Raw genomic sequence first — 17,631 nt, forward strand, 5'->3', positions numbered from 1 at the left:
GTGAAGATCGAGCGACGCTGTGCTCAATCCTCGGGGTGTGTCTCTATGTAACACTGTCGCCGAGACTGCGTATCAGCAGGTATCCCGCACTGCGGGGGATACAGTGGTACGCATTGGCCTGGATGCGGTTCAGCTGCCGACACGGGATGATTCGCGACATGGAGACTGAAAACCCGATGCACCGTTTGCTGATCGTCGATGACGACAACGATATCCGCACCCTGCTGGCCGAGCAGCTCGGCCGCGCTGGCTACCAGGTCAGCACTGCCGCCGATGGCACCAGCATGCGCCAGCTGCTGGAACGCGAGCACGTGGACCTGATCGTGCTCGACCTCAACCTGCCGCGCGAGGATGGGCTGACCCTGTGCCGCGACCTTCGCGCGCGCTCGAACACGCCGGTGATCATGCTCACCGCGCGCGCCGAGCCGATCGACCGTGTGCTCGGCCTGGAAATGGGCGCCGACGACTACCTCGCCAAGCCGTTCGAACCACGCGAACTGCTGGCGCGCATCCGCAACGTGCTGCGCCGTACCGAAGCGCTGCCGGCCAACCTGGAACCACTGGCGGTGCGCCGTGCGCGTTTCTCGCGCTGGATCTTCGACCTGGAGCATCGCCACCTGGTCGACCCGGACGGGCGCGTGGTGGTGCTGTCCGGTGCCGAGTTCCGCCTGCTGCGGGTGTTCATCGCCCATGCCAACAAGGTGCTCTCGCGCGAGCAGCTGGTGGCCCTCAGCAGCGGCCGCAACTATGAAGCGCAGGACCGGGCGATCGACCTGCAGGTCAGCCGGCTGCGCAACAAGCTGGCCGATGACGGTGGCCCCGATGGCCTGATCAAGACCGTGCGCAACGAAGGCTATGTGCTGGCCTCGGCCGTCAACCTGGAATAAGCCGCGATGAATCGCCTGCGCCACTTCCTGTCCTCGATGGTCGGACGGCTGTTCGTGATCCTGCTGCTGGGCATGAGCGTGGCTGCGATCGGCGCGACCATGCTGGCCAGTTCCAAGCGGCAGCAGGAATTCGAGCGGCAGAATCTGAACCGCATCGCCGACCGCCTGCAGGGCTACATCAACCTGCTCGACGGCAATCCGGAGCTGCGCGAACGGCTGCTGGAGATCGGTGGGCCCAGCGTGCGGGCACTGCAGCCCGGCGCACGCATCGGGCGCGCCGACAAGGCGCTGATGGAAGTACTGGAGGACCGCCCGGGCCCGGTGTCGCGGGCGCATGTGCACTTCGCCTCGTTCCGTTCGTGCATTCCCAAGCTGCAGGATCTGCTGCCGCCGCCGCCGCCGGGCCACCGCAAGCCGCCGCGCGAACGCGATCCCACCTTCATCCCGCCCAAGTGCCGGGCGGTGGACGTGGTGCTCAACGACGGCACGTTGCTGAAGCTCGCCCTGGATTCGCCGGCGATCGCGCACAACGGCATCCTCGCCGTGGACCCGCTGTTCCTAACCCTGTTGGTGCTGGCCATTGCCGTGCTGGCATATGTGGTCGCACGCATGGCCAGTGCGCCGCTGCAGGAACTGGCGGCCGCCGCCGAGGACCTGGGCGATGACCTGCAGCGGGCGCCATTGCCACTGCGCGGGCCACGCGAAGTGCAGCGCGCCGCCGAGGCCTTCAATGCCATGCAGCATCGGCTGCAGCGCCACCTGGCCGAACGCACGCAGATGCTGGCGGCGATCACCCACGACCTGCAGACGCCACTGACCCGGCTGCGCCTGCGTTTGGAAAACGTGACCGATGAGACCCTGCGCGAGCGCCTGATCGGCGACCTGGCCGCGATGCAGGCGCTGGTACGCGAGGGTCTGGAATTGGCCCGAAGTGCGGAGAGTGCTGAACAGCGCGCCGCGCTGGACCTGGATTCGCTGCTGGAGAGCATCGTCGAGGACACTGCCGAGGACGGCGCCGACGTTGTCTTCGAAGGCCGTAGCGGCGCAGTGCTGATGCTGCGCCCGTTGGCGATGCATCGCTTGTTCTCCAACCTGGTGGACAACGCGGTGATGTACGCACAACGCGCCCGGGTACGTGTCGAGCGCGGCGAGGGCACGATCACGGTGGTCATTGCCGATGACGGCCCCGGGCTGGCGGATGACCAGCTGGAAGCGGTGTTCGACCCGTTCGTGCGGGTGGAGACCTCACGTTCGCGCGAGACCGGCGGTGCCGGACTGGGCCTGACCATCGCCCGCGCGCTGGCCGAGAAGGACGGCGGCCGGTTGTGGCTGCGCAACCGCGCTGAAGGGGGGCTGGAAGCCGTGGTGCAGTGGTCGACCAGCGCCGAGGCCCGCTAGCAGCGACGATCCCCGTCCAGACCCGGTTGCGCCGGGCTGCCCCGGTCGCGGTGACGCCAGTGGTGGGGTTTGTCCTATCATCTGCGTACTTCCCCATTCTTCGTCCGATGAGCCTGCCTGTTCCTGCCGGCATGCCGCCCTGCGCGGTGCGGCTGTCCCCGTTCGCGTCTGCTGCCGCCACCGGCATCCGCAGTTGGCCGCCGCCGCTGCGCTGATGGGCGGACAGGGGGCGGAAAGGCGCCGGGCGGGGCGCCACGCGGAATGGATCGGTCGCCTGCTGCGACTGGGCATGCTGTGGCTGCTGCTGGCGATAGCCGCGCCGCTGGCCGCGCAGAGTGGCGCACCGCCACTGCGCGACTACGCCATCGACGTGTGGACCTCGCGCAATGGGTTGCCGCACAACTCGCTGCGTGACATCGCGCAGACCCCGGAAGGCCACCTCTGGTTCGCCACGTGGGAAGGCCTGGTGCGCTACAACGGCCTGGATTTCACCGTGTTCGACCGCAGTACGCGGCCAGGGTTGCGCGACAACGGCATCGGCGCGCTGCTGGTCGACCCGCAGGGCGGGCTGTGGATCAGCGACTCGCGGGGCAATGTCAGCCACCGCGGCAATGATGGCCAGTGGCGGGTCTGGGAGCATCAACCGGATACGCCGCAGGTGCTGATCCAGTCCATGCAGATGGACAGCCAGGGGCGCCTGTGGCTGCTGTACGAAGGCAAGGGCATCGCCTATCTGACCCCGGACAAGGGCATCGTCTACCAGCGTCCACCGCCGGACCTGCCGCTGGCGATGAGCTTCACCAAGATGGCGGTCGACGCGCAGGACCGGGTCTGGATCGGCACCCTCGACGGCCTGGTGCTGCGTGACAACGACGGCGTGCTGCAGCGCGCGCCGGCGGCGTGGGGCGTGGACAAGGGGCTGTCGTGGCCCTACCGCGCACCCGATGGTGCGCTGTGGATCGTTGCCGGCGAGCGCCTGTACCGGGTGGAGGATGATCGCCTGGTGCTGGTGCACCGGTTGCCTGGCCAGCTGCACTTGACCTCCATGCTGCAGGACCGCCATGGCGACCTGTGGCTGGGTACCGAGAACCAGGGCCTGCTGCGCATCTCGGCACATGGCCTGGAGCGCCTGCCGGCCGGCTTGAACCTGCCCGGCGGGCGCGTGGTCAGCCTGCGTGAAGATGCCGAGGGCAGCATCTGGGTGGGTGCCAACGGCGGCCTGTACCGCCTGCGCGAAACCCTGTTCAGCAGCTACACCGAGCGCGATGGCCTCAGCGGCGACTACGTGCGCACGGTGCTCGAAGACCGTGACCGCCACCTGTGGGTGGGCAGTGCCAGCGGCCTGGACCTGCAGACCGCCGACGGTCGATTCCGCGCGATGCCGCTGCACAACCGCGGTGGCAAGGCGCCTTCGGTGCTGAGCCTGGCGCAGGATGCTGGTGGCGATCTGTGGGTGGGCACCTTCGGCGACGGCATCTACCGGTTGCGCGCCGATGGACGGCTTCGCCACAACTACGCTGCGGCCGATGGCCTGCCCGGCGGCAACATCCGCGCGATCAGCATCGCGCCTGACGGCGTGGTCTGGGCTGGGACGCAGAAGGGCGTGGTCCGCATCGAGGGTGACGAGGTAAGTGTGCCCACGGTTCCCGGCATGCCGGGAGGCCTCACCACCGCGCTGGAACACGATCACCAGGGAAATCTGTGGATCGGCACCATCGAAGGCGTCCGCGTGCTGCGTGGTGATCGGGTGCAGTCGATCGACCTGGCGCCGCTGGGCGGTGGCCGCAGCGTGTTCGGCTTCCACCAGATCGGCGATGCGATGTGGATCAGCAGTGACCGTGGGCTGTATCGCTGGCAGCGCGGCACGCTGGCGCGCGTGGGCCTGGAGCAGGGCATGCCGGTGGATGCGGTTTTCCAGCTGGTGCCCGACCGACTGGGCAATGTGTGGATCAGCAGCAACCGCGGTGTGCTGCGTACCGATATGGCAACGCTCAACGCCGTGGCCGACGGGCGCGCGCCGCGGGTAACCGTGGAGCGTTACAACGAAATCGACGGCATAGCCAATGCGCAGGCCAACGGCAGCTCTGGACCCTCGGCGATCCTTCGCCAGGACGGCACGTTCTGGGTGGTGACCGCCGGTGGCCTGAGCACGGTCGATCCGCAGCGGCTGCAGCGTTTCCGCGAGCGTCCGGCACCGCCTGCGGCGATCGAGAACGTGCAGGTGGACGGTGCGCCGGTGCACTGGGAAGGCCGCGAGCGCAACCTGATTCCCGGTGGGCGACGACTTGCGGTGAGCTACGTGGGCCTGAGCTATCTGATGTCCGAGCGCATCCGCTACCGCACGCGGCTGGAGGGGCTGGACAACGGCTGGGTGGAGCGTGGCCCGCAGCGCAGCGTGGAGTTCGTCGGCCTGCCGCCGGGCGATTACACGCTGCACGTGGCCGCTTCGCACCCGGGCGGCAGCTGGGGCCATCAGGAAGCGGTGTGGAGCTTCACCGTCGAGCCGTTCTGGTGGCAGCGGCGCAGCGTGCAGGCGCTGATCGGGCTGGTGCTGCTGGCCGCGCTGGTAGCGCTGTACCGCTTCCTGCTGCAGCAGTACAAGGCCAGCAACCTGCGCCTGGCACGGCGCGTGGATGAGGCAACCTTCGACCTGCAGGCGCAGACCGTGCACCTGCAGGCGTTGAACCAGGAAAAGACCGAGCTGGCCGAGCGCCTGGCGCGGCAGGCGGAGGCATTCGAACGACAGGCCCGCGAGGACGCGCTGACCCGGCTGGCCAATCGTCGCGGTTTCGACGAGGCGCTGGCCCGCGATTTCGCCCGCGCCCAGCGCAGCGGCCATCCGCTGTGCCTGGTGGTGCTGGACATCGACCACTTCAAGGACGTCAACGATCAGCACAGCCACAGCATTGGTGATGCGGTACTGGTGGAAGTGGCCCAGGTGATCGCCGCGGCCAGTCGCGATTCGGACCTGCCGGCACGCACCGGCGGCGAAGAATTCGCGCTGCTGCTCAACGACACCCGGCTGGAGGAGGCAGCGCAACTGTGTGCGCGCCTGCATGGCCTGTTCCATGACCACCCGGACTGGGCCGGCATACCCGGTCTGCGGGTGACCTTCAGTGCCGGCCTGGTGGAACTGGATGGCGACGATCGCACCCCGGCGCTGCTGTACCAGCGTGCCGACCGCGCGTTGTACCGAGCGAAGAGCGACGGCCGCGATCGTACGAGTATCGGTTGATCCAGTGCGAAGCATCCACGCATGGCGTGGATCTACTGGAGTGCCGTACCAACGGTCGGCACCCATCGAGCGCAGCGACCCGCTGTTGCCCCCGCTTTTATGATCTTTCCGTGGCGCCCAGGAAACTGTCCGTGGCCGGGCGGGTGGGCTGCGCAGGGGCGTGAGCCGCATGGATGCGGCGACCGAGCTTACAGGGATGTACTTGCAGCGTCCCCTGCGCAGTCCACCCGCCCGGCCTTGCGCCGAATCGCTGTCAGCCCGCCACGAGGGGCTCCGCCGTTGGCCGCCTTACCGCGGCCAGGCGTTGGCGATCGTGCAGAACAACCGCGCCGTCTGCTCGGTGTCGTACACCGCGCTGTGTGCCTCGTTGGCATCCCAGCCCAGCCCGGCCGCCGTGGCCGCGCGCGCCAGCACGGTCTGGCCGTAGGCGATGCCCGCCAGGGTGACCGTATCGAACACGCTGAACGGATGGAACGGATTGCGCTTGTGCCCGGTACGGGCGACGGCCGCGTTGACGAAGCCAAGGTCGAAATGGGCGTTGTGGCCGACCAGGATCGCGCGCTGGCAGCCGTACTTCTTCATCGCCGCACGCACCGGAGTGAAGACGTGATCCAGCGCAGCCTTCTCTTCCTTGGCCAGCCGGAACGGATGGTCGAGGATGATGCCGGTCACTTCCAGCGACTTCGGGTCGATCTCCAGCCCTTCGGCCGGCACCACGTGGGCGCTGGCGGTCTGGCCAGGGTAGAGCAGGCCGTTCTCGTCCATCTCGATCGGCACGGCAGCGATTTCCAGCAGCGCGTTGCGCTGGCTGTCGAAGCCGCCGGTTTCAACATCCACCACCACCGGCAGGAAGCCGCGGAAGCGTTGTGACATCGCGCGCTGCGCCTGGGGTACGTCGGAAACAGGGGCGGCGGCAGGTGCGGAAGTGGGGTCAGTCATGTACGGATTCTAGCAGAGCGACCCTGAGCGCCCGGGATCCCGGCAGGTGCCAACCTTGGCTGGCACACTGCGCGCCGACCAAGGTCGGCATCTACCGGACCGCGGGCTGCGCCGTGGGGCCCGACGGATACCACCGCGCCAGCACTGCATCCACGCTCAGGCGCCCGGCGCCGGTGAACAGCAGCGGCAGCAGCATCGCCATGAACAGCAACGGCAGTTTGAAGTTGCCAAAGCCCTGGTCGCTGATCGCATAACCCATCGCCAGGTCGCCCAGCGAGCTCCACTCGGCTGGCCAGTGCACCGCATACGTGGCCACGATCGTCAGCACCAGCAGGATTGCGGCGGCGAAACGGGTACCGAAGCCGAGCAGCAGGCAGGCCGCGCCCAGCAGCTCGAACCAGGTGGCCAACTGCCAGTTCAGCGCGGCAGGCAACTGGTCGAAGGGGAAGGGGAATGCGCCCTGCAGGTCGGCGAACCAGTTCTCACCGCGCAGTTTCTCGCGCCCGGATTCAAAAAATTCCCAGGCCAGCAGTATGCGTAGGCCAAGCGGGGCCAACCACGGGGCGAAACGGTCCAGCTGGCCGCGGGCTGCGGCCAGGATCGGGGTCTTCATCGGTGAATCTCCTGGAAGGGGCGTCAGGGTGAAGCGGGGAGCGGACCGATCACGCCAGCACGCAGGAACTGCAGCAGCAGTTGCGCACCCGGGGCGGCCAGTGTCTCCGGATCGAGGTGGTGCAGGGCAGCCAATTGCTGCAGCTGGTGTCGGCCGGTGGCCCCGGGCGCCTCGCCGATCAGGGTCAGCAGCTGCACCGCCAGACTGGTCAGGGTGGCAAAGCGCACCGCGCCATCGGCGTCGCGCCGTACCAGCAGGCCGGTGGGTTCTGCCGGTGGTTGCGACGGTGCATCGTCGCTACCCAGTTGATGCACCGGCCAGCGATACAGCAGCGGCCAGGCCAGTGGCGAGCGCTGCAACGGCACCTGCAACGGATCGATGTCGCCCGCCTCCGGCAGCGGATCAGCCTGCAGCTGGTACAGCGCAGTCTCTACCCACTCGTAGTGGGCCAGCTCGGCCAATCCCGGATGCGGCAGTTCCGGTTGCACCTGCAGCCACTGCACGAACTCGGCAGCCAGCTCGGTGAACAACGGGGTGTGGCAATGGTGGTTGGCGAAATAGTGGCGCACCAGCGCACTCCAGGCCGGTTCGCCCAGCAGGCGCGCGCAGACCGGGAAGCCGTTGCTCAACAATCCCAGCAGGTTGTTGAACAGCAGGCGTTCGTACACCGCCACCCGGCGCGGGTCCATGCCGGGCGGCGCCGGCACCTGCGCCGGATCGCGCAGGTGTGCGGTGAACGCGTGCTGCTGCGCGCGCAGTCGTTCGGGGGCATCAGCCATGGGCGGCTCCAGCATGCACGGCCTGCAGGCGGTGGATGGTCTGCAGTTCGCCGAGCAGCTCGGCGTAAGGCGGGAAATTGAAGTCGCGTTCGAGCAGGGTAGGGCGTGGGCCGATGCGCGCGTAGGTGCGCGCCAGCAGATCCCACACCGGATCGATCACCGGGCTGCCGTGGGTGTCGATCTTCAGGTCCGGAGCGTCGTCCAGGTGCCCGGCCACGTGCAGGCAGACGATGCGCTGCGCGGGCAGGCCGGCGATGAAGGCGTCAGCGTTGTAGCCATGGTTGCAGGCATTGACGTAGACGTTGTTGACGTCCAGCAGCAGATCACAGTCGGCCTCGGCCAGCACCGCATTGGTGAAGGCCAGTTCGTCCATCATCGGCTCCGGCGCCAGGTAGTACGAGACGTTTTCCACGGCGATGCGGCGACCGAGGATGTCCTGCACGCGGGCGATGCGCGCAGCGGTGTGGCGTACCGCTTCATCGGTGAACGGAATCGGCAGCAGGTCGTACAGATGGCCCTCGTCGCTGCAGTAGCTCAGGTGTTCGCTGTACAGCGGCACCCGGTGTTGCTCAAGAAAGGCACCCACCTGGGCCAGCAGCTGGGTATCCAGCGCTGCGCTGCCGCCCAGTGACAGCGACAGGCCATGGCAGGTCAGTGGATGGCGCGTGGCCAGTTCGGCCAGTGCATCACCGGCGGGGCCGCCGACACCGATCCAGTTCTCCGGCGCGCACTCGAGGAAATCGAAATCGCCGGCCGGTGCGTCGCGCAGGTCCTGCAGCAGGGCGCGGCGCAGGCCCAGGCCCACGGCCGCCGCGGGAAGCGGCGACCGCGGGTGGACGACGCCGGCGCGGACGTCAGTGCTTGCCACCGCACTTGCCTTCGCCGCACTTGCCTTCGGCCGACTTCTTGTCGCCGCCGGTCTTGGCCTTGGCGTCCGTACCGGTCGCCGCCTTGCCCTTCTCAGCACCACATTTTCCTTCACCACACTTGCCTTCAGCGGTCTTGCCTGCCGAGGCATGATCGCCGGCCTTGCCCTTGTCAGCGCCACACTTGCCTTCGCCACATTTACCTTCGGCAGTCTTGGCGGCCGCCTGGCCGGCCACCAGGTAGCCCTGGGCGAGATCGCTCATGCTCAGGGCCGAGGCGGAGGCGGTCATGCCGAGGCCTGCGGCCAGGGCGGTGGCGGTCAGCAGGGACAGCGTCTTGTTGGAGGTGCTCATCGGTCGTGCTCCTGGGTGGTTGGGCGGGTGCCCGTGGTGAAGCGATGGTGCAGCGATCCTACTCAACGAATCCTCGCCGGGAATTCAAATTTTCGTGAGAAGTATTACAACGCCAACAAAAAGGCCGCTGTCGCGAGGACAGCGGCCACCCTGGAGTCGAATCCGGTGTTGCAGTGCAGTATCAGATATTGCCGGCGCTGGAGGTCTCGTCGCGCTTCTGGCGCGGCGGCAGCGGCTGTTCGCCGTGCACAAGGAACCACACGTTCTCGGCGATGTTGGTGGCGTGGTCACCCACGCGTTCCAGGTTCTTGGCCATGAACAGCAGATGGGTGCACGGGGTGATGTTGCGTGGGTCTTCCATCATGTAGGTCAGCAGCTCGCGGAACAGCGCGGTGTACTGCGCATCCAGGCGGGCGTCGTCCTCGCGCAGTTCCAGCGCGGCATCGGCATCGTTGTCGCGATAGGCGGCGATGGCGCGGCGGACCTGCTGCGCAGCCAGACGGCCGAGGGCGCGCAGGCCCTGGATCTGCGGCAGCGGCGGCACCTTGCCCAGTGCGATGGAGCGCTTGGCGACGTTGGCCGCGTAGTCGCCGATGCGTTCGATATCGGCCGGAATGCGCAGGCCGGCAAGGATCTCGCGCAGGTCGCGTGCCATCGGGCCACGCAGCGCCAGGCGCATCACGTCGTGGCTGATCTGCTGCTCCAGCGAATCGATTGCTTCATCGTTGGCGATGATGCGGTGGGCGGCGTTCTCATCGCGCTTCTCGATGACGTCCATCGACGCCTCCAGCTGGGCGACGGCCATCTCGCCCATGCGCACGATTTCAGCCACCAGGCGCTGCTGCTCTTCGTCGTAGCTTTTGACGATGTGGTCGTTGGGAAGGTTCATGTTCTGCAATCCAGGTAGAGCCAGGCCGCGCCTGGCTGGGACATGTGGCGAAGCGTCAGCGCCGATCAGCCAAAGCGACCGGTGATGTAATCCTCGGTCTGCTGCTTGGACGGCTGCGAGAAGATCACTTCGGTGCGGTCGTGCTCGATCAGGTCGCCCAGGTACATGAAGGCGGTGTAGTCGGACACGCGTGCGGCCTGCTGCATGTTGTGGGTGACGATCACGATGGTGTACTCGTGCTTCAATTCCTCTACCAGCTGTTCGATGCGGCTGGTGGAGATCGGATCCAGCGCCGAGGTCGGCTCGTCCAGCAGCAGCACCGACGGCCGCAGGGCCACGGCACGAGCGATGCACAGACGCTGCTGCTGGCCGCCGGACAGGCCCAGCGCGCTCTGGTTGAGCTTGTCCTTCACTTCGTCCCACAGCGCGCCCTGGCGCAGCGCGTGCTCGACACGGTCGGCCATGTCCGCCTTGGACAGCTTCTCGTGGTGGCGGATGCCGTAGGCCACGTTCTCGAAGATGGTCATCGGGAACGGCACCGGCTTCTGGAACACCATGCCGACCTTGCTGCGCAGGCGGTTCATCGGGTACTTCGGCGAGAGGATGTTCTCGCCATCGAGAATCACCTCGCCGCGCGCTTCCAGCTTCGGGTACAGCGCGTAGATGCGGTTGAAGATGCGCAGCAGGGTCGATTTGCCGCAACCGGAGGGACCGATCAGCGCGGTCACGCGCTTTTCCGGGATCTCCAGGTTGATGCCCTTCAGGGCATGGAACTTGTCGTAGTAGAAGTCCAGTCCACGCGCGGCGAGCTTGACCGGTGCCGGAGCGTGCAGGTTCTCGTGCGAGGCCGGCACCACGATGCGCTGCATCGGCACGGCGTTGGAAAGGTCGTTCATGGCGGTATCCACGGAAAGGTCAGTCATGGGAGATACGGTTGCGCAGCAGGATGCCGCGCGCAGAGAGGCTGACCAGCAGCACGAACACGGTCAGCACCAGCGCGCCGGCCCAGGCCAGCACCTGCCAGGATTCATACGGGCTGCCGGCGAACTGGTTCATCACCACCGGCACCGAGGCCATCGGCTGGAACACGTTGCTGTTCCAGTACTGGTTGCCGAACGCGGTGAACAGCAGCGGTGCGGTCTCGCCGGAAATGCGGGCCAGCGCCAGCAGGATGCCGGTGATGATGCCGGCCGAGGCACTGCGGTACAGCACCTGCACGATCACCTTCCACTGCGGGATGCCCAGCGACAGGGCGGCTTCGCGCATCTGCGAAGGTACCAGGCGCAGCATCTCGTCGGTGGTACGCACCACCACCGGCAGCACGATGAAGGCCAGCGACAGCGCACCTGCGAAGGCGGAGAAGCTGCCGCCGGTCTGCATCACGTACAGGGTGTAGACGAACAGGCCCAGCACGATGGACGGCGCCGACAGCAGGATGTCGTTGACGAAGCGGACCACGGTGCCGGCCTTGCGGGCGTTGCCGTACTCGGCCAGCCAGGTGCCGGCGAGCACACCCAGCGGGGTGCCGATGCCGATCGCCAGCGCGCACATCACCGCACTGCCGAAGAAGGCGTTGGCCAGACCGCCTTCCTGCATCGGCGGCGGTGTCATCTTGGTGAACAGATCCAGGTTGATGCCGGCCAGGCCCTTGGAGGCCAGGGTGAACAGGATCCAGCCGAGGAAGAACAGGCCGAACAGCGCGGTGGCGCAGGACATCGCGATGGCGATGACGTTGCCGATGCGGCGGCGCAGGTACAGGGAGTCAGCGGTGCTGGACATCAGTTGCCCTCCTTGCGGGACAGGCGCATCAGCATCAGGCGGGCGATGGCGAGCACCACGAAGGTGACGATGAAGAGGACGAAGCCGAGCAGCAGCAACGCCGAGCGGTAGGTTTCAGTGGCTTCGCCGAAGTCGTTGGCGATCAGCGCGGCGATGGTGGTGCCCGGTTCCAGCAGCGACGGCGACAGGCGCACGCTGTTGCCGATCACGAAGGCCACGGCCATCGTTTCGCCCAGTGCGCGGCCGAGGCCGAGGAACACGCCACCGATCACCGCCGAACGGGTGTACGGCAGCACGATGTCCCAGCTCACTTCCCACTTGGTGGAACCCAGCGCGTAGGCCGATTCCTTCAGGCGGGTCGGCACGGTCAGGAACACTTCGCGCATCACCGAGGAGATGAACGGGATGACCATGATCGCCAGCACGAAGCCGGCGGTGAGCATGCCGATGCCCAGCGGCGGGCCCTGGAACACCGGGCCGATGATCGGCCATTCGCCGAGGGTTTCGTTGAGGAACGGGGTGACGTACTCGGTCATCACCGGCACCAGCACGAACAGGCCCCACATGCCGTAGATGATCGAAGGAATGCCCGCCAGCAGTTCGATGGCGGTACCGACCGGGCCCCGCAGCCAGCGCGGTGCCACTTCGGTGAGGAAGAAGGCGATGCCGAAGCTGACCGGCACGGCGATGACCATCGCGATCAGCGCGGTGACCAGGGTGCCGTAGATCGGGGCGAGGGCGCCGAACTTGTTTTCGACCGGATTCCAGTCGGCAGAGAAGAAGAAGCTCAGGCCCTGCATCTGCAGGGCGTGGCGACCACCCCACAGCATCGACAGTGCGGCGCAGGCCAGCGCGATCAGGACGAAGATGACGGTGCCGACCAGCACCCATCGGAACAGTTTGTCGTTGCGGGCATCACGCGTATCACGCGTGGACGGGGCGGCTACAGGCTGGGCGATGGCATTCATGGGGACGGCAGGGCCAGGAAGGGGCGGGGCAGCACGATGTTCAGGAGGCGGTGCCCGCACGTGGCGGGCACCGTCGGGTCCATCACTTCAGTTCGGTCGCCCAGTAGGCTTCGATCTGCTTGACCAGCTCGGCCGGCAGCGGCACGTAGTGCAGTTCGTTGGCCTGGGTCTGGCCGCTTTCGAAGGCCCACTTGAAGAAGGCCAGTGCATCCTGGTTGCGCTTGGCATCCTTCGGCTTCTTCTGCATCAGCATGAAGTTGGTGGCGGTGATCGGCCACGCCTGCTCGCCCGGGGCGTTGGTGATGACCAGGTTGAAGTCCTTGGCGCTGGCCCAGTCGGCGCTGGCGGCAGCGGCGGCGAAGGTTTCAGCGTTCGGCTGCACCCAGGTGCCGGCCGCGTTCTGCAGCGAGGTGTACGGCATCGCGTTCTGCAGGGCATAGGCCAGTTCGACGTAGCCGATCGAGCCCTTGATCTGCTTCACGTAGGAAGCAACGCCTTCATTGCCCTTGCCACCCACGCCGTCCGGCCACTGCACCGAGGTGCCTTCGCCGACCTTGCTCTTCCACTCCGGGCTGACCTTGGACAGGTAGTTGGAGAAGTTGAAGGTGGTGCCCGAACCATCCGAACGGTGGACGATGGTGATCTTGCCGTCCGGCAGGGTCACGCCCGGGTTGGCGGCGACGATGGCCGGATCGTTCCAGGTCTTGACCTTGCCCAGGAAGATGTCGGCGAGCAGGGCGCCACTGAGGCGCAGCTTGCCGGCTTCCAGGCCGTCGATGTTGACCACCGGCACCACGCCGCCAATGGCCGACGGGAACTGGGCCAGGCCGGCCTGGGCCAGCTCGTCGCTGCTCAGCGGCTTGTCGGAGGAGCCGAAATCAACGGTGCCGGCCTTGATCTGGGCGATGCCACCACCGGAACCGATGGACTGGTAGTTGATCTTCGCACCGGTGGCGGTGTTGTAGTCGGCCGACCACTTGGACACCAGCGGGAAGATGAAGGAGGCGCCGGCACCGGAGACCTCAGCGGTCACCTTGTCGCCGGCAGCGGCCGGAGCAGCGGCGCCGTCAGCGGCCGGCTGCTGTGCGGCCTGCTTGTCGCCACCGCAGGCAGACAGGCCCAGGGCGATGGCCAGGGAAAGGGCGGCAAGGCTGGCCGAGTGCAGTTTCATGGTCACTCCATAGCGGGGTAGAGCCGACGGCGTCGGCGGATGCGGCTATGAAATGATGTTTTTGTTACAGCCGTATGACGTCCATGACAGAGGTGTCCTGGATCACGTTCTGACAAGGGTTTCGGGGGATTCACGGTTGGCCGCCGGGCCGGTTGACGGTGCCAACTGCGCTGCTGCGTGGTCCCCGGCCCATCGCCGCAACAACACATCAACGGAAGCGCAGCGCCTTTCACGACCAACCCTACAAAAAAAAAGAGCGCCGGACCCCGAAGGATCCAGCGCCCGGTGGGGCCGGCGGGGGAGAGAGGACCCGCCGACCCCGTTCCTGCGGGGGAACGCCTTGCAACGAAACTCAGTACTTCAGGTTCTGCGTCCAGTAGGTCTCGATCTGGCGCACCAGCGCGTCCGGCAGCGGCACGTAGTCCAGCTGCTTGGCCTGCGCATCGCCATTCCTGTAGACCCAGCGGAAGAACTCCTGGGTGGCCTTGGCGCCCGCCACGTTCTTCGGCTGCTTGCGCACCAGGATGAAGTTGGTGGCGGTGATCGGCCATGCATCAGCGCCCGGGGCGTTGGTCATCACCAGGTAGAAGTCACGGGCGTTGGCCCAGTCGGCGCTGGCCGCGGCGGCCGAGAACGAGGCGTCCGACGGCTGCACGATCTTGCCGGCCGCGTTCTTCATCGCCGCGTAGGACATCTTGTTCTGCAGCGCGTAGGACAGTTCGACGTAGCCGATGCCGCCCTTGATCTGCTTCACGTAGGCAGCAACGCCTTCGTTGCCCTTGCCGCCGATGCCGGCCGGCCACTGCACCGAGGTGCCTTCACCGACCTTGCTCTTCCACTCCGGGCTGACCTTGGACAGATAGTTGACGAAGTTGAAGGTGGTGCCCGAACCGTCCGAACGATGGACGATGGTGATCTTGCCGCTGGGCAGGGTCAGGCCGCTGTTCAGGGCAGCAATGGCCGGGTCGTTCCAGGTGGTGATCTTGCCCAGGAAGATGTTGGCCAGGGTCGGACCGTCCAGCTTCAGCGCGCCCGGGGCGACGCCCGCGACGTTGATCACCGGCACCACGCCGCCGATCACCGACGGGAACTGGGCCAGGCCCGCCGCCGCCAGCTCTTCCGGCTTCAGCGGCGCATCGGACGAACCGAAGTCCACGGTCGCGGCCTTGATCTGGGCGATACCACCGCCGGAACCGATCGACTGGTAGTTGACCTTCTTGCCGGTGGCGGTGCTGTAGTCGGCCGACCACTTGGACATCACCGGATAGATGAACGAGGCGCCCGCGCCGGTGACATCGGCGGCGTTGGCGGCGAACACGGACGACGCGGCCAGAATGGCGACGGCGGCGCGCGACTTGAAGGCGTGGATCACGGGAGAGACTCCTGGGGTGGTCGAGGGGCGGCTGCCCGACGTTTCGGTGCACATTCCATAACGGTTCCATGACACGCCCGCGTCTGTCATATGACGCGAACGTGACAGCCGTCATGACGCTGCCGACGCCTCCCTTTCAGAGCCCGCGCAGCGCCTCCGGAACGGCATAGCGACCGCCGCTTGGGAGCAGTGTCCAGCGCTGCGTCGGTGCCGTCGTGTCGGTTGCATGGCAGTCGTCGCCCGCAGCGACGCTGATCGTATCGATGCGCTTTTCGCGCACCAGGATCGGTGCCAGGCCAGGGGAATTGCTGCTGCCCATTTCCAGCGTGCGCTCGAAGCGGCTGAACTCGCCAGCGCAGCGCGTATCCCATTCGCCGCGACTGCCGCTGACCGCCAGCGGCGCAAGCACCCGGCGCAGTTGCCGGCCATCGCGCACGAACAACTGCAGTTCGGTCTGCGCGAACGGGTTGGGTCCAGAGCTGCCGCTGTAGTCCATGCGCACGCCAAACGCGCGGGTGGCCGGATCCAGCTGCCAGCGTGCCGTGTCCAGGTGGAGCCCGGTGAAGCGCAGCGCATCGCTGCTGACCGCATCGGCCACGCGCGTCCAGGCCAGCGGCCTGCCACTGGCGGTGTCGATCAGCAGCAGGTCCAGGTCGCCGCCACGCACGTCTTCCGAGGCGGGCTCTGTCCATTGCGCGACGGCCAGCAGGGTCGTGCCGGGCTGCGCAGCCCACGCACGGCAGGCGGTGCTGTCGGCATCGGTAAAGCGTGCCGTCACTGGCAACGCGCCAGCCGGCAGCTGCCGATACGCCGCCTTGCGCACGGCTTCTGCATCGTCACAGGCGAGCGCGGTGGCGGGCAGCGCGGCGAGCAGGGCAGCGCACAGCAGGTGGCGCAGGCGGAGGGAAATGGGCATCCCGAAGGTCCATGTCGACAGGGCAGGGCATCATCGTAGGGCATCATCGCGCGCCCATCGCCTGCCCTCAACGACGAAGGCACGGCCGGAGCCGTGCCTTCGTTCCAACGCGTGCTTCCAGTCTTACCAGAAGAACTGCGCGCGGGCTTCCAGAATGTTCGGATCGTCGTTGACGAAGCCACGGGCGGTCGAGCTGTACTTCTTGCTGTCGACCATCACGTAGTTGAGCATCAGCTTGAAGTTCGAGCGCCAGTACCAGTTGGCGCCGACGGTCCAGATGTCCATCTTGCCGCCGAGCACGCCATCGACGATCGGCGGACGGCCGGCCACCGGGTTGGCGGCGAGGTTGCCGTCGTTCAGATCCATGTGGTCATAGCGCACGCCCAGCTGCCATTGGCCGCCGGCCGGGTTGTTCGGCAGGCCGGTGCCCGGGGTGCCGCCCTTGTAGCTCCAGGTCTCGCCGGTGACGTTCCACACGCCGCTGACGTAGTAGCCGTCACTGGTGTAGTTGTCGTTGGCCATGCGCTTGGCCTTGCTGGTGTAGTACTCGGCCTGGGCCTTGAACGGACCCTGGAAGTACATCGCTTCGGCACCGATGGTGCTGACGCGGTCGGTGTCGACCAGGTTGCCGCTGTCGACCAGGCGCGCGGTGGCCAGGTCAGCGTTCGGGCGGGCACGCACGCGCAGGGTGTCTGCATCGGTGTCGTAGTTCACGTAGCTCAGGCCGAAGTGCAGGACCTGGCCCTTCTCGTTGATCGGGGCCCAGGTACCACGTGCGCCGTAGCCGCTGCCGTGGGCCAGGTTGCGGGTCAGCTCGCGGCCGAAGGCGCTGGCGGTGACCGACCAGTTGTCCTGGCCGTAGCTGTAGGCACCGCCGAGGCGACGGGCGACGGCATAGGTGTTGGTGACCGCAGCCTTGGAGATGAAGTCGTTGTTCTTGGTGCTGGACAGCTCTTCCAGGCTGTTGGGCTGCTTGAACTGGCCGACCTGGATGAAGTGGTTGGCGTTGCCCAGCAGCTTGTACTTCACGTTGGTGTCGAGGAACTTGTCGGCCTTGGCGTCGTAGCCCACGACCCATTCCATGTTGCCCGGGCCCTTGCCCTTCAACACCAGCTCGGCGCGACGCAGTTCGAATTCGCTGTTCTTGCCGTTGCCGGCGTCACCGCCGTTGAGGTCCACGACGTCATTGTCGTACCAGTTGCCGTCGGCCTGGACCAGGCCTTCGAAGGTGATTTCCGAACCGCCGATCACATCGATGGCGACTTCGGCGTGGGCGGCCGGCACGTACAGCGCAGCAGCCACGGCGATCGTCAGGAGCTGGTGATGCAGTTTCATGGAGAGGAGCCTTGCAGGCAGGTGGGAAGATGCGCGCAGGCTAAAACGTGAAGATTGCGTAAATGTGACAGTTCGCGCACGGCCGCGATCCGCCGCAGGCCCCGTCACGGCTGGGCCTGCCATTGAAACC

At 66.8% G+C, this 17,631-nt stretch carries 16 protein-coding genes; 3 read left to right on the forward strand and 13 right to left on the reverse strand.

Translation table 11 applies throughout. The annotated features are described in order from the left end of the window. The first annotated feature begins 158 nt into the window (after positions 1-158). The 3 genes from WKB25_RS00720 (at position 159) to WKB25_RS00730 (ending at position 5,520) form a co-directional block, all read left to right on the forward strand. A complete protein-coding gene (locus tag WKB25_RS00720) occupies positions 159-887 on the forward strand; it encodes a response regulator (RefSeq protein WP_025875399.1) in 729 nt (242 codons plus the stop codon). Between the two features lie 6 nt (positions 888-893). Then, on the forward strand, positions 894-2,285 hold the full coding sequence (locus WKB25_RS00725; protein WP_340568149.1) for an ATP-binding protein: 1,392 nt from the start codon (positions 894-896) through the stop codon (positions 2,283-2,285). 289 nt (positions 2,286-2,574) lie between these two features. Further along, positions 2,575-5,520, forward strand: a complete 2,946-nt coding sequence (locus WKB25_RS00730; RefSeq protein ID WP_340568487.1) for a two-component regulator propeller domain-containing protein — start codon at positions 2,575-2,577, stop codon at positions 5,518-5,520. Between the two features lie 288 nt (positions 5,521-5,808). Here WKB25_RS00730 and rnt read toward each other — a convergent pair whose 3' ends face one another. The 13 genes from rnt to WKB25_RS00795 all read right to left on the reverse strand — a co-directional run bounded on the left by rnt (position 5,809) and on the right by WKB25_RS00795 (position 17,501). Next, complete coding sequence (gene rnt, locus WKB25_RS00735) at positions 5,809-6,393, reverse strand: ribonuclease T (RefSeq protein ID WP_032951815.1); 585 nt, start codon at positions 6,391-6,393, stop codon at positions 5,809-5,811. A gap of 157 nt (positions 6,394-6,550) precedes the next feature. Then, a complete protein-coding gene (locus tag WKB25_RS00740) occupies positions 6,551-7,072 on the reverse strand; it encodes a DoxX family protein (RefSeq protein ID WP_340568150.1) in 522 nt (173 codons plus the stop codon). 23 nt (positions 7,073-7,095) lie between these two features. Further along, a complete protein-coding gene (locus WKB25_RS00745; RefSeq protein WP_340568151.1) occupies positions 7,096-7,851 on the reverse strand; it encodes a putative DNA-binding domain-containing protein in 756 nt (251 codons plus the stop codon). Next, positions 7,844-8,719 (reverse strand): DUF692 domain-containing protein, encoded by an 876-nt coding sequence (locus WKB25_RS00750; RefSeq protein ID WP_340568152.1) that lies wholly within the window; start codon positions 8,717-8,719, stop codon positions 7,844-7,846. Before WKB25_RS00750 ends, WKB25_RS00745 begins: the two co-directional genes overlap by 8 nt. Then, complete coding sequence (locus tag WKB25_RS00755; RefSeq protein WP_340568153.1) at positions 8,706-9,071, reverse strand: hypothetical protein; 366 nt, start codon at positions 9,069-9,071, stop codon at positions 8,706-8,708. Before WKB25_RS00755 ends, WKB25_RS00750 begins: the two co-directional genes overlap by 14 nt. A gap of 181 nt (positions 9,072-9,252) precedes the next feature. After that, positions 9,253-9,960: a phosphate signaling complex protein PhoU gene (phoU, locus tag WKB25_RS00760; RefSeq protein ID WP_340568154.1), complete on the reverse strand. Its 708-nt coding sequence runs from the start codon at positions 9,958-9,960 to the stop codon at positions 9,253-9,255. A gap of 65 nt (positions 9,961-10,025) precedes the next feature. Then, positions 10,026-10,856 (reverse strand): phosphate ABC transporter ATP-binding protein PstB, encoded by an 831-nt coding sequence (gene pstB / locus WKB25_RS00765; protein ID WP_025875381.1) that lies wholly within the window; start codon positions 10,854-10,856, stop codon positions 10,026-10,028. Between the two features lie 19 nt (positions 10,857-10,875). Beyond that, entirely contained in the window at positions 10,876-11,739 is an 864-nt protein-coding gene (gene pstA / locus WKB25_RS00770; protein WP_032951813.1) for a phosphate ABC transporter permease PstA, read from the reverse strand. Then, on the reverse strand, positions 11,739-12,707 hold the full coding sequence (gene pstC / locus WKB25_RS00775) for a phosphate ABC transporter permease subunit PstC (RefSeq protein ID WP_340568156.1): 969 nt from the start codon (positions 12,705-12,707) through the stop codon (positions 11,739-11,741). Before pstC ends, pstA begins: the two co-directional genes overlap by 1 nt. 82 nt (positions 12,708-12,789) lie before the next feature. After that, entirely contained in the window at positions 12,790-13,878 is a 1,089-nt protein-coding gene (pstS, locus tag WKB25_RS00780; RefSeq protein WP_025875376.1) for a phosphate ABC transporter substrate-binding protein PstS, read from the reverse strand. Positions 13,879-14,230: 352 nt separating this feature from the next. Beyond that, the gene (pstS, locus tag WKB25_RS00785) at positions 14,231-15,250 is read right to left on the reverse strand and encodes a phosphate ABC transporter substrate-binding protein PstS (protein WP_180164222.1); all 1,020 of its coding nucleotides are present in this window, start codon (positions 15,248-15,250) and stop codon (positions 14,231-14,233) included. Positions 15,251-15,386: 136 nt separating this feature from the next. Further along, positions 15,387-16,166: a hypothetical protein gene (locus WKB25_RS00790; RefSeq protein ID WP_340568157.1), complete on the reverse strand. Its 780-nt coding sequence runs from the start codon at positions 16,164-16,166 to the stop codon at positions 15,387-15,389. Positions 16,167-16,289: 123 nt separating this feature from the next. Next, on the reverse strand, positions 16,290-17,501 hold the full coding sequence (locus tag WKB25_RS00795) for an OprO/OprP family phosphate-selective porin (protein WP_340568158.1): 1,212 nt from the start codon (positions 17,499-17,501) through the stop codon (positions 16,290-16,292). Between the last annotated feature and the right edge of the window lie 130 nt (positions 17,502-17,631).

The sequence above is a fragment of the Stenotrophomonas sp. G106K1 genome (assembly GCF_037969685.1).
Taxonomy (GTDB): Bacteria; Pseudomonadota; Gammaproteobacteria; order Xanthomonadales; family Xanthomonadaceae; genus Stenotrophomonas; species Stenotrophomonas lactitubi.